Annotated in this window: 11 protein-coding genes; 5 read left to right on the top strand and 6 right to left on the bottom strand. The window is 61.4% G+C overall.

Features of this window, described 5'->3' with window-relative positions; translation table 11 throughout:
* Positions 1-43 precede the first annotated feature (43 nt).
* The 6 genes from ABD815_RS06850 to ABD815_RS06825 all read right to left on the bottom strand — a co-directional run bounded on the left by ABD815_RS06850 (position 44) and on the right by ABD815_RS06825 (position 7,606).
* Entirely contained in the window at positions 44-529 is a 486-nt protein-coding gene (locus tag ABD815_RS06850; protein WP_344845445.1) for a GNAT family N-acetyltransferase, read from the bottom strand.
* Positions 522-1,721: an aspartate aminotransferase family protein gene (locus tag ABD815_RS06845; protein WP_344845825.1), complete on the bottom strand. Its 1,200-nt coding sequence runs from the start codon at positions 1,719-1,721 to the stop codon at positions 522-524. The genes ABD815_RS06850 and ABD815_RS06845 overlap by 8 nt, the downstream gene beginning before the upstream one ends.
* A 294-nt stretch (positions 1,722-2,015) precedes the next feature.
* On the bottom strand, positions 2,016-4,289 hold the full coding sequence (locus tag ABD815_RS06840) for a putative bifunctional diguanylate cyclase/phosphodiesterase (RefSeq protein ID WP_344845442.1): 2,274 nt from the start codon (positions 4,287-4,289) through the stop codon (positions 2,016-2,018).
* Between the two features lie 144 nt (positions 4,290-4,433).
* Positions 4,434-5,762, bottom strand: coding sequence for a mechanosensitive ion channel family protein (locus tag ABD815_RS06835; RefSeq protein ID WP_344845440.1), 1,329 nt, complete (start codon positions 5,760-5,762; stop codon positions 4,434-4,436).
* Positions 5,763-5,866: 104 nt separating this feature from the next.
* Positions 5,867-6,724 (bottom strand): trypsin-like serine peptidase, encoded by an 858-nt coding sequence (locus tag ABD815_RS06830; RefSeq protein ID WP_344845437.1) that lies wholly within the window; start codon positions 6,722-6,724, stop codon positions 5,867-5,869.
* A gap of 69 nt (positions 6,725-6,793) precedes the next feature.
* On the bottom strand, positions 6,794-7,606 hold the full coding sequence (locus ABD815_RS06825; protein ID WP_344845434.1) for an ABC transporter permease: 813 nt from the start codon (positions 7,604-7,606) through the stop codon (positions 6,794-6,796).
* A 194-nt stretch (positions 7,607-7,800) separates the two neighbouring features.
* Between ABD815_RS06825 and ABD815_RS06820 the strand changes: the two genes are divergently transcribed.
* The 5 genes from ABD815_RS06820 to rimO all read left to right on the top strand — a co-directional run bounded on the left by ABD815_RS06820 (position 7,801) and on the right by rimO (position 12,495).
* A complete protein-coding gene (locus ABD815_RS06820) occupies positions 7,801-8,379 on the top strand; it encodes a GcrA family cell cycle regulator (protein ID WP_344845431.1) in 579 nt (192 codons plus the stop codon).
* A gap of 287 nt (positions 8,380-8,666) precedes the next feature.
* Complete coding sequence (locus tag ABD815_RS06815; protein ID WP_344845428.1) at positions 8,667-9,596, top strand: ABC transporter ATP-binding protein; 930 nt, start codon at positions 8,667-8,669, stop codon at positions 9,594-9,596.
* Positions 9,593-10,354 carry an ABC transporter permease gene (locus tag ABD815_RS06810; protein ID WP_344845425.1) on the top strand — a complete coding sequence of 254 codons (762 nt, stop codon included), beginning with the start codon at positions 9,593-9,595 and terminating at the stop codon, positions 10,352-10,354. Before ABD815_RS06815 ends, ABD815_RS06810 begins: the two co-directional genes overlap by 4 nt.
* Positions 10,318-11,073, top strand: a complete 756-nt coding sequence (locus ABD815_RS06805) for a DsbA family protein (protein WP_344845422.1) — start codon at positions 10,318-10,320, stop codon at positions 11,071-11,073. The genes ABD815_RS06810 and ABD815_RS06805 overlap by 37 nt, the downstream gene beginning before the upstream one ends.
* 54 nt (positions 11,074-11,127) lie before the next feature.
* Entirely contained in the window at positions 11,128-12,495 is a 1,368-nt protein-coding gene (gene rimO / locus ABD815_RS06800; protein ID WP_344845420.1) for a 30S ribosomal protein S12 methylthiotransferase RimO, read from the top strand.
* Positions 12,496-12,702: the final 207 nt, after the last annotated feature.

Below are 12,702 nucleotides of genomic sequence, written 5' to 3'. Positions count from 1 at the left end.
GAGCGCACCACGGGGGCACGCATCCGTTTGGTTTGGTTCTGGGTCAGTGCAGACGGGTCATCACGGTGACGGGGTCGCCGTCCTCGCACGGTGTGGTACATCGGGGCACAAAGCCTGCGGCGGTATAGGCGCGGATTGCGCGGGTGTTTTCGGGCGACGGATCAACGGCGACGAGCGGGAATTGCGCCAGCAGCGCATCGGCGCGCGCGCGGATGTAACCCGCCCCGTGGCCACGCCCGATATAGGCGGGGTTGCCGAGGAAGGTGTCCATTGCGCGCGCGCCTTCAGGCAGGTCGTCGTATTGCGGCATCGGCCATGTTCGCACGTCGTAATCCTGCACGAAGGCGAAGGGCACGCCACCCGTTTCCACCACCCGCATGTCGCAGCGCCCGGTGCCGAATTCCGCCGCGAGCAGTGGCCATTCGGTGTCGCCGTCCTGCCACCAGCCGCCGATATGGGGCTGCGCCAACCATGCGACGATGCGCGCACGGTCGGCGGGCACGAGGGGTCTGAACAGGTAGTCAGCCATTGTTCGATGCCGTGTCCGATGCCGTGTCCATTGCCGTTGCAGCGGCGTCGAGACGTTTGATCGCTTCGCCGATATCTTCATCGGGGATGTTGAGCGCGGGCAGGAGGCGCACGACGTTATCGGCGGCGGGCACGGTGAGGAGTTCCTGCGCATAGGCTTTGGCCACCAGATCGGCGGGGGCGACTTTGAGTTTGAGGCCGAGCATGAGCCCCTGCCCGCGCACGCTTTCGAAGACGTTCGGGTGGGAGGCGACGAGGCCTTCGAGGCCTTGGCGGAACAGGCCGGCTTTGCGGTTTACCTCGGCGAGGAAGGCGGGGTCGGAGACGATCTGCATGACTTTGAGGCCCACCGCGCAGCCCAGCGGGTTGCCGCCATAGGTCGAGCCATGGGTGCCCGCGGTCATGCCGGAAGCGGCGGTCGCGGTTGCGAGCACGGCCCCGAGGGGAAAGCCGCCGCCGATGCCTTTGGCGACCATCATGATGTCGGGTGTCACGCCTGCGTATTCATGTGCAAACAGGCGGCCGGTGCGCGCCACGCCGCACTGCACTTCGTCGAAAATCAGGAGCGCGCCGGTATTGGCGCAAATCTCGCGCATCGCCTTGAGGTCTTCGTCGGGGACGACGCGGATGCCGCCCTCGCCCTGGATCGGTTCGATCATGATGGCGGCAGTTTTGTCGGTGATCGCGGCTTTGAGCGCGTCCATGTCGCCGAGGTCGAGATGGATGAAACCGGGCATCAGGGGGCCAAAGCCTTTGACCATTTTCTCTGCACCCGAGGCGGCAATTGCGCCGGTCGAGCGGCCGTGGAAGGAGCCCGAGAAGGTGATGATTTCAACGCGTTCTGGATGGCCCGCGTCATGGTGGAATTTGCGCGCCATTTTGATCGCCAGCTCCGCCGCCTCGGTGCCCGAGTTGGTGAAAAAGCAGGTGTCGGCAAAGGTGGTTTCGACGAGGAGATCGGCGAGGTCCTGTTGCGCGGGGATTTTATAGAGGTTGGAGACATGCCAGAGCGTGTCCGCCTGCGATTTCAGCACCGCGGCCAGTTCGGGGGCGGCATGGCCCAGCGTGTTGACCGCGATCCCTGCCCCGAGATCGAGAAAGCGTCGTCCGTCTGCTTCGATCAGCCACGAGCCTTCGCCTTTGACGAAGGAAAGCGGGGCGCGATTGTAGGTCGGCAGAACGGAAGAGATCACGGAAGAAGTCGCGGCAGAAGTCATGGTCGTTCCTCTGGAAAAAGGGAGAGCCCCATGGGTGGCGCGCGGGCGCGGGGCTGTCAACGGGTATGGGATGTTTTGCGGGGGGGCGTGCCGGTTTTGGCACGAATGAACGGACGTCTAGGCGCGGGTGCGTCGACGTCGAACGATAGCTGTGGTGGCGATCATCATGTTCATGGACATGCGTCTAGGGCAGTCATGACGCCGGGTCAAGGATTTGGTTTGGGGGCGTGGCGGCGATGCCGGTCGCCTGCGCGCGGGTGGAGGTTCGTTTCAGACCGCACGCCTGGCCTGATCGGAGAAGTCGCCAATTTCGACATCGCCAGAGCGGCAGTAGGATTCCAAATCATCGGCGCTCATCGGGCGGGCAAAGAGGTAGCCCTGAAATTTGGTGCAGCCGACAGATTTCGAGGTTTTGAACTGCTCCATGTTTTCGACCCCTTCCGCACAGACGGAAATATTCAGGGCATGTCCCATCTCCGCGATCGTCGCGAGGAGGCGGCGGTTTTCGCGTGAACTCGGGGCGGCCTGAATGAGGGAGCGGTCGATTTTCAAACAATGGGGGCGCAGTTTCAAAAGGCTGGTGGCAGAGGAATGTCCGGTGCCGAAATCATCGACCTCGACCACGAACCCGTGAGATTTCAGCCCCTTAACATTCTTTTCGATCTGGTCATCGCCGCCATCAAGGAAGATCGATTCCAATAGTTCGAAAGCGACCCGTTTTGGATTAACGCCGGTATTGCCGACCTGATCGAGAAGTTGGGGGTCCCGCAGCCGTCTGTAGGAGACGTTGATCGAAATTTGTGGCACGTAGATCCCCGCGGAATCCCAGCGCATGAGGTCTTTGATTGCGTGTTCGAACATTTGCTGGTCAATCACGGCGTCCAGTTTCATGGAGCTTGCCAGCGACATGAATTCTCCGGGCATAAGGAGGCCCAGTTCGGGGTGGTTCCAGCGTGCGAGCGCTTCGACGCCCACGAGGCTCACACCGTCGGCGCCGATTTGGGGTTGGTAATGGGGGACGATTTCGCCGCGGCTGAGCGCCTCCAAAAGGTCATTGGGGGTGTGCTCGACCCGCGATGACATTTCGCTAATGGCGCTGGAGAAAGCGTAGCGATTGCGGCCTTCGTTTTTGGCAGAGTACAAGGCGCGGTCGGCCTGTCTGAGCCATTCTTCGGGGCTGCGATTGCTTTCGGGGTGGACCTCGTGGATGCCTGCGGACAGACCGATCCGGCATTTGCGTTCGCCGACGAAATAGGGCCGCTGCACGCAGTTGATGAGATCGCGTGCCATGGCTTCCAATTCGCCGCGTTTATCCAAAGGCTCCAGATTTCCCTTTGTGGTGGGGCGGCAAATGATGACGAATTCATCGCCGCCGCTGCGCGCCAGAAAGGTGCCGGGATCCAGCGTGTCTTTCAGGCGCTGGGAAACTTCTACCAGCAACTGGTCGCCCAAGGTGTGGCCGCCGTCGTCATTGATCGCCTTGAACCCGTCGAGATCGAGTTGAATGATGCCAGCAAAGGGTTTTTCGACCAGCTTGGCCAGTTCACGGTCCAGATAGCGCCGGTTCGGCAGGCCGGTCAGATGGTCATGCAGAGCGAGTTCTTCGACCTCCGAGCGTGCGGTTTCCAGTTCCTGTTCGCGCCGTCTCAGAATGTCGATGGTGGACTGTTTCTGCACGGACATCAGGTTCGCCAGAGCCGCCAGAATGACCGCCGTGGACCCGATGGCCACGGTCAAGAGCCGGAAGCCCGCCGAGGACACGGTGCTCCCCCAGCCGGCTTCGGGGCGGCCCATCAGCACCCAGTTGCCATTTTGAAACAAAACATCGGCGGACACAGGGTGATCTTGGGGGAGGTCCGCGGGGCCATAGAATTGATCGCCGTGGATTCCTTTGCCGTCGCGCCCGAGGATGGCGAGATCCAGTCCGAGGTCGGGATCGTTCATGCCCGCGGCTTCGTAGAGGGCGGGGAGGTCAATGACGACGGACAGGAGACCCCAGAAAGTTCTTTGCCCGTCAGTGTCCGTAAAAACAGGGAAGCGTGCGATAAATCCGGTCCCGCCCTGCACCAGATCGACGGGGCCTGCGAGGACGAACTGGCCGCTGTCCCTGACGAGGTATGCCGCGACGCGTTGCGCATCGTTTTTGTTGTAGTCGAGGCCGATTGCGGATTCATTGCCCTCTTTGGGGTAGACGAGATTGATCACCAGATCGCGGGCGGCGGCGACATTTCGAACGCTGGACGAGGTGCCGAAAGTGCGTCCTGCGAGCCAGGAAAAGCGGTCCTGCCCCATGTTCGGTTCGGTCGACAGGATGGCGACGAGGGCACGGGCGGCTTCGATGGGCAAATTCACGCTGGTTTCGAGTTGCGTGCTGAGCGCGTTGATCTGGGTTCTCACCCGTTCGCGTTCACGTTGCTGTTGGATTGTGCTTTGCTGATAGTTCGCGAAAACGCCGATCAGGCACACGACGAGGAAGACGCACGCCGTGGGCGCAAATCCATGCAGCCAAGTACCAAACTTTCCCAACCGAAACGGCTTGCTCATATAGGGCCGACCTCCTGCTCAACAACTTATTGGTGTATCCCGTTAACAAATCGTTGATCTTTGGCGTGCGCTAGGCCGGAAATGCTTACTTTTTCGATGATTTTCCTGTGTTTTTGCTTATGCGCGGGATTTTCGGCCCGGCCGCTACGAGGTTGGCAGGGTGCCTTTGATTTCGACCACGCGGTGCGGATAGGGGATTTCGATGCCGTTGTCTCTGAGCGCGTTCCAGACTGCGAAGAGGACCTGCGGGGTGAATTTGTTGCGCCCGTCGTCGATGCCGTTGACCCAGAATTCCACCGCAAAATCGACGCCGCTGTCGCCGAAACCGCGCAGTTCGCAGTCGGGGCCATCGGGTTCTGCGAGGACGAAATCGAGCTTGGCCACGGCGGCTTCGATGATGTCGGGGACGCGGTTGATGTCGGTGTCATAGGAGACCGAAAACGGTGCCTCATAGCGTTTGGCCGCGCCGCTGTCGGAGTAGTTGATGACCCGCGTGGTGATGAAATGTTCGTTGGGGACCACGATCCATTTTCCGTCCCATGTTTCGAGGATCGCAGCGCGCGCGGTCATTTTCACGATGGTGCCCGCTTCGCCGCCGTCGAGTTCCACGTAATCGCCGACGGTCGCCTGCCCTTCGAGGAGCAGGATGATGCCGGAGATGAAGTTCGAGGCGATCTGTTGCAGGCCAAAGCCGATGCCCACACCGATGGCACCGCCGAGCACGGCGAGGGTCGACAGGTTGATCCCCATGATGTTCATGAGCAGCAGGAAGGCCGCGCCGAAGATGAACAGTTCTGCGGTTTTCATCGCCAGTTCGCGGGTGGCGGGGCGCAGTTCTTCCTGTCGGGCGAGGTAGCTGCGCGACTGGCCGGTGGACCAGCGACCGAACCAGAACAACAGCGCGCCTGCAATCGCGCCGCGCACCAGTGACATCACCGAGAAACGGATATTGCCGATGCCGACCTCGGTCGCTGTGAGTTTGGCGATGGCGGGATCAAGAAGGCCGAGCGCATAGAGCACCATTGCGGGCATGAGCACGTAGCGCCCGAGCAGTTTGAGGAACGGGTCCTTGATGATGTCTTTGACCAATGCGCGCGCGGCGAGGAGCAGGAAAACCCTTTTACCAAAGGCGATTACCGCGCCGGAGCCGAAGATCGAGCGGGTGATTTCCTCGCCGATGCCGGTGAGCACATAGGCCAGAAGTGGCAGGGCCAATGGCAGGAATTGAACGATGAAGAGGCGCGCCTCGGTGATCATGCCTTCCGCGTCTTTTGCGGGGCGCACGATGGTGTCGATGCGCGGCACAAAGCGGCGGGCAATGAAGCGCGCGGCGAGGTAGGCCACAATGAGGACGGCAAATTGCGACCATGCAGCGGGGCTTAGCAACCATGATTTGGCGAGCTCTATCCCCTGTTCGGCGTAACCCAGTACGGTTTGCACAAAGGGGGGCATATCATTGGAGAATTCGAACATGGTTTACTCGCCGCTCTGGTCAATTGGCCCCGTGTTTACTGTGAATTGGTGGCGAAGGAAACGGGGGAGCGGATGCGCGGGTCGCCGTGACGCAACGGGAGTGGTCAGTTGCCGGGGCGCAGGAACTTTGAGCCGCCCGGTTGGCGGGAGCCGTTCGTGGATTTGCCGACCGTGATCCGTTTCACAACGGCGGGTGCCGTGGCGGCGGGGGTGGCGGCGCCCACGGCGATTTCGCGTTCCAGTGCCCGCACCGTGTCGCGCAATTCCATGCCCAGCCCGATGGCGCGCCCGTCGCGTGTGCCGGTGGCCGAAACCACGGCGATGATGGCGGGGCGCACCCCGTCGATGGCGATGACCGGTGCCCCCGAGGAGCCGAATGTGATGTCGCAGTCGAAGGTCAAAAGGCGGTCATCGAAGCTGAGTTTATTGCAGGTGCGTTGGATCGACAGCACCGCGTTGCGCCCGCGCCCGTAGGAGGCGACGGTGAGGTCGCTGTTGACGGAAGGGGTGCGGTGGATCGGGAAGGGTTGCGCCAGCGCGCGCGCCACAGGGGTTTCGAGTTTGATCAGCGCCACGTCGCGTCGGATCATCGTCGTGGTGAGGCGTTCGCTGTTTTCAAAGCCTGCCGCGACGGCGGTGGCCAGACCCCGCGAGGCGGCAATTACCTCTCCGTTGCGCAGACCGGCGCGAAAGATGATTTTCGAGGGCGCGATTTTGCGGTTTTCGTCGTCGAGCACGCAATGCGCCGCCGTGAGCACCAGATCGGAGGCGACCAGCGTGCCCGTGCAGGTTTTGTTGCGGTCGATGTCGAGGCGTCCGACGGCCTCCCACCCGATCAGTTCGGCGCGCCGGTCCGCGCTGTCGAGTTCCCATGGCAGGCTGTCGGCGGCGGTGAGGGCGGCGGGGAGCACAGTCATGAGGGCCACGGCGATCATGCGGCAGGCAGAGGGGACGAGGGACATCACAAAAAGGCTCCGGATCTAGTTAACCGGAGCCTTTGTTGCGCAACAATTTGGCAGGAATTGGGCCGCTCAGGATTTGAGGTTGGTGCCGCGTTTGAAGAACACCCAGTTGAGCGTGAGAACCGCAGCGGTGGCGATGACCATGACGAGGAGGCCGAGCCACGGCGAGCTGTCCGAGCGGCCGATCACGCCGTAGCGCACCCCGTCGATGAGGTAGAACACCGGATTGAGGTGGGTGAGCGTTTTGAACCACCCCGGCAGGTTTTCGACCGAATAGAAGGTGCCCGACAGGAAGGAGAGCGGCGTGATGATGAAGTTGGTGATCGCCGCCATATGGTCGAATTTCTTCGACACGATGCCCGCGATGACGCCGAGCGAGCCGAGAAACAGCGCGCCGAGCGCCACGAAGGCCAGCGCAAAGAGCGGATGCATCAACGGCAGGCCCACAAAAAGCGCCATCACCACCCAGATCGCCACCGCGACGGTCAGCCCGCGCGCCAGAGCGCCCGCCATATAGCCGATCACCAGTTCGAGCGAGGAAAGCGGCGGCATCAATGTGTCGACGATATTGCCCTGCACCTTCGAGATCATGATCGAGGAGGAAGTATTGGCAAAGGCGTTCTGGATCACCGTCATGGTCAGGATGCCCGGTGCGAGGAAGTGGATGAAGGGCACGCCCATCACGTCGCCACGGGTCGGGCCGATGGCCAGAGTGAAGATGACCAGAAACAGGCCTGCGGTGATCAGGGGGGCCAAAAGCGTCTGGGTCCAGACCGCCACAAAGCGGCGCACTTCGCGCTGGGCGAGAGTGTATAAACCCAGCCAATTGACGGCGCCAAAGCGGCGCACGCCCATCTGAACTGTTTGAGATGTGGTTTCCATGCCCGAACTCCCTTGATAAAGACAGGTTTGGCCCCGTTTGACGATCGCTGTCGCTTGTAACCTCCGGCGCGGTGATTAAGATAGAGGGGAACACGAAAACTCAAGCGACCGCGCCTGCAAACGGGCTGTGCGGGGCCGCTATGCCGTTTGTGCACCTCTGTGGGCACCTGCGGCGTGACAGCAAGGAAGCCGGCATGTCCTGGACCGATGAACGCGTTGAGACGCTGAAGAAAATGTGGAGCGAGGGGCAATCGGCCTCTCAGATCGCCAAGGAGCTCGGCGGCGTGACCCGCAATGCGGTGATCGGCAAGGTGCATCGTCTGGGCCTGTCGAACCGTGCCGGTGCAGGTGCTGCGCCCAAAGCGGCCGCAGCCGCTGCCCCCAAGGCCAAGCCCGCCAAGCCCAAGGCAGAGCCCAAAGCGAAACCCGCCGCCCCTGCGGCAGCAGAAGCCAAGCCGGCAGAACCCGCGCCGACGCCGAAATCTCCGGCGCGCCGTGCAATCATTCCCGCCGGTCAGCCGTTGCCACCGCAGCCCTCCACCAATGAAATCCCCGCCGAAGCTTTGGCGAAGGTGAGCGAAGTGGAGAAGAAGGCCAAAAAGATTTCCGTGATGGAATTGACCGAGAAGACCTGCAAATGGCCGGTCGGCGATCCTGCGACGGATGATTTCTGGTTCTGTGGTCTGCCATCGCAGGCGGGCAAACCCTATTGCGAAGCGCATGTTGGCGTGGCGTTCCAGCCGATGTCTTCGCGCCGCGACCGTCGCCGGTAATCGCCGCGCGCCGGGGCTGCAATTGATCTGCGTGGCAGGGATTGTCACGCGGGTCCTTTATGCGGCGCTTTGATACTGTGCGGCGCATCCAACCCATTGTGAATGGACACCGAACGCTGTGACGCGGGGCGCGATTGTGCGCTGCTGACAGATCTGGGCAGTTGCATGTGTGCGCTGCTGCGGATCATGCTGTGCGTGGCACAGACCCGACCAATTTGCGATCAAAGGTTTCAAAACGGGGCTCTCCCCCCTATCTTCCGACGACGCACATGACGAGGGAGGGCCCAATGGCGCCCATCATTTCCATAAAAAATCTGACGAAAACCTATGACAACGGGTTTCACGCCCTCAAAGGCGCGTCGCTCGACATCGAGGATGGTGAAATCATCGCGCTGCTCGGGCCGAATGGCGCGGGCAAGACGACGCTGATCGGCGCGGTCTGCGGGATGGTGTCGATCACATCGGGCACGGTGACGGTGGGGGGCTATGACGTGGTCGAACAGCCCCGCAAAGCGCGCAGCCAGATCGGGTTGGTGCCCCAGGAACTCGCGCTCGAAATCTTCGAGACGGTATGGGACACGGTCCGCTTTACGCGGGGTTTGTTCGGGTTGCCGCGCGATGATGCGCATCTCGAAAAGGTTCTGCGATCCCTGTCGCTATGGGATAAAAAGGACAACAGGATCAACGAATTGTCCGGCGGCATGAAGCGGCGCGTGATGATTGCCAAGGCGCTGAGCCACGAGCCACGGGTTCTGTTTCTCGACGAGCCCACCGCGGGCGTCGATGTGGCGCTGCGCAAGGACATGTGGGAAGTGGTGCGCAAGCTGCGTGAAAGCGGCGTGACCATCATTCTGACCACCCATTACATCGAAGAGGCCGAAGAGATGGCCGACCGCATCGGTGTGATCAACAAGGGTGACGTGTTGTTGGTGCAAAACACCGCCGACCTGATGCAGTCGTTTTCCAAAAAGACGCTGACGATGGATTTGGCGGAACCGCTGTCGGCGCTGCCGGCGGAGTTGGGAAAATACGCCCTCGCCCTGTCGCAGGATGGCATGGCGTTGACCTATGAATACGACACTCAGGCGGAACGCACCGGATTGACGCGGATGATCGCGGATCTCGCGGAGGCGGGCATTTCGGTGCATGACCTCGCGAGCCGGCAAAGTTCGCTCGAAGAAGTGTTCCTGACCCTCGTCGAGGAGGAAAAAGCATGAACTGGCCCGCAGTCTGGTCGATCTACACCCATGAAATGGGACGGTTTTTCCGCACGATCGGTCAATCCATCCTCTCGCCTGTCCTTTCCACCGTGCTCTATTTCGTGGTCTTCGGCGCCGCCATTGGCGGGCGTATCGAGACGGTGAACGGCATCCCCTATGGCGCCTTCATTGTGCCGGGTCTGGTGATGTTGACGGTGTTGCAGCAGTCGATTTCCAATGCCTCCTTCGGGATCTATTTCCCCAAATTCGTCGGCACGATGTACGAATTCCTCACCGCGCCGATTTCCTTTATCGAGATCGTGATCGGCTTTGTCGGGGCGGCCGCGTCCAAGGCGATTTTTGTCGCCATCATCATCCTGATCACCGCCAATTTCTTTGTCGATCTGCCGATTGCGCATCCGGTCTGGGCGGCGTTGTTTTTGCTTTTGACGGCAGTGTCATTTGCTCTCGTGGGGTTCATCATCGGCATCTGGGCGGGCAATTTCGAGCAGTTGCAGATCGTTCCGCTGCTGATCGTCACGCCTTTGGTTTTCCTCGGGGGGGCGTTTTACTCCGCCGATATGCTGCCGGGCATCTGGCAGACGGTGGTAAAATTCAATCCGGTTCTCTACCTGATTTCGGGGTTCCGATGGGCGTTCTTTGAGATATCGGACGTGCCTGTGGGCGTCTCACTGGCCGCGATTACGGTGTTTCTGGCGCTCTGCATCGGTGTGATCGGGTGGATTTTCCGTACCGGTTGGAAGATCAAACCGTAATGCCCGGCGGGCTGCGCAGGTGGGCGATCCCTCTGGTCCTATTGGGCGTGGTGGTTGCCTACCAGCAGGGGCCTGCGCTCTGGGCGCGGATGTTTGCGACTGATTTGAGCTACACCGCGCTCGACGATCCGGCGGGGTTTGTCGTGCTTGATCGTGAGGGGGTGGCGATCACGTCGGGGGCTGCGGTGTTTGCGGGTCTGGATGCGCCCGAGCCGATGTTCGAGGGCGACATTTGCACGGCGTTGTTTGACGGGCGCACCCCGCGCATCGCCTATTTCTACGACCGCAATTGCCCCGTGTGCAGGCGTCAGGAAGCGGTGTTCGAGGCGCTCGGGCTCTCTGTCGTTGACCACCCTGTCGCGCTCCTTGGTGCGGGGTCCGCGGTCGCGGCGCGCGCGTTGATCGCCGCGGAGGCGCAAGGCGGTGTCGAGGCTTTGCGCGCGCGGTTGATGCGCAGTCCGGTGGTGGTGGACGATGGCGCGGTGCGCCAAATGGCGGAAGTGGCGGGGCTCGACGCGGATCGGTTGGTTGCGGATATGGGCAGTGCGCGGGTTGAACGTGCGCTCGAAGAAAACCACCTGCTGTTCAACCGGTTCGGGTTTATCGGCACGCCTGCGATTGTTGTCGAGGGCATCGTGGCGCTGGGGTTTGTGGACGAGGCCACGTTAAGCGCGATGATGACGTCGGGGCGCGAAGGCGTGGCGCCCTGTGGAGAGTGAGCGGTAGGGCAAAGGGCATCTTCCAGCCACGCTTTCCCCGCGATATGTAGGGGGATGAGCACAAACCCACCGAATCTCCGCCCCGATCTGGCCCCGAAGGCCATTTTTGACCCCAACAGACGTGAGGGCCAGCCAACGGTTGGCATGGTCTCGCTCGGTTGTCCCAAGGCCTTGGTCGACAGCGAGCGCATTCTGACGCGGCTGCGCGCCGAAGGCTATCAGATCAGCGCGGATTATAGCGGCGCGGATGCGGTGATCGTGAATACCTGCGGGTTTCTCGACAGTGCCAAGGCCGAGAGCCTCGAGGCGATTGGCGAGGCGCTCACCGAGAATGGCAAGGTGATCGTGACGGGGTGTCTGGGCGCGGAGCCGGAGTATATCACCGGCGTCCACCCCAAGGTGTTGGCCGTCACGGGGCCGCAGCAATACGAGCAGGTTCTGGATGCGGTGCATATCGCGGTGCCGCCCGCGCCCGATCCGTTTGTCGATCTGTTGCCGGCGGCGGGGGTGAAACTGACCCCGCGCCATTACAGCTATCTCAAGATTTCAGAGGGCTGCAACCACGCCTGCAAATTCTGCATCATCCCCGACATGCGCGGCAAATTGGCGAGCCGTCCGGCGCGTGCGGTGCTGCGCGAGGCCGAGAAGCTGGTCGAGAGCGGGGTGAAGGAGTTGTTGGTGATTTCCCAGGACACCTCCGCCTATGGCACCGATTGGAAGGATCGCGACGAAAAGGCGCCGATCCTGTCGCTGGCGCGGGAATTGGGGCAGTTCGGGGCGTGGGTGCGCATGCATTACGTCTACCCCTACCCCCATGTGCGCGAGATGATCCCGATGATGGCAGAGGGGCTGATCCTGCCCTATCTCGACATTCCGTTCCAGCACGGGCACCCCGATGTGCTGCGGCGCATGGCGCGGCCTGCGGCCTCGGCGAAGGTGCTCGAAGAAGTTGCGGCGTGGCGCGCCGATTGCCCCGATATTACCCTGCGCTCGACCTTCATCGTCGGTTACCCCGGCGAGACGGAGGCGGAGTTTGACTACATGCTCGACTGGCTTGATGAGGCGCAGCTCGATCGGGTCGGGTGCTTCAAGTACGAAAATGTGGCTGGTGCGCGCTCTAACGCCCTGCCGGATCACGTGCCCGAGGACGTGAAGCAGGACCGTTGGGACCGTTTCATGGCAAAAGCGCAGGCGATTTCGGAGGCCAAACTGGCCGCCAAGGTCGGCTCGGTTCAGCAGGTGATTGTGGACGACATCGACGAAGACGGCGTGGCGACATGCCGGACCAAGGCAGATGCGCCGGAGATTGACGGGAACCTGTTTATTGACGAGGGGACCGCGGGGTTGTCTGTTGGCGATATGGTGATGGTCGAGGTTGATGAGGCCGGGGAGTATGATTTGTGGGGGTGCATTTCGAAGTAAAAAACAGTCCGGGGGACTGTTTTTCGAAATGCACGAGATTTGAAACGCTGAAATGTCGTCAATGCGGGACTTTGCCGCCGTTGGCGCTGTGCAGGTTTCAAGTTAAACTTAGACAACATTGAAATGGGAGATCGCAGTGTCAGCGCAGCTTGGCCGCATCATAATCTACACCAAAAAAGTTGAGGAAGTTGCGGACTTTTACTGCAA

Source organism: Celeribacter arenosi (assembly GCF_039539485.1).
Taxonomy (GTDB): Bacteria; Pseudomonadota; Alphaproteobacteria; order Rhodobacterales; family Rhodobacteraceae; genus Celeribacter; species Celeribacter arenosi.
This window is presented reverse-complemented; position numbering and strand designations above follow the sequence as displayed.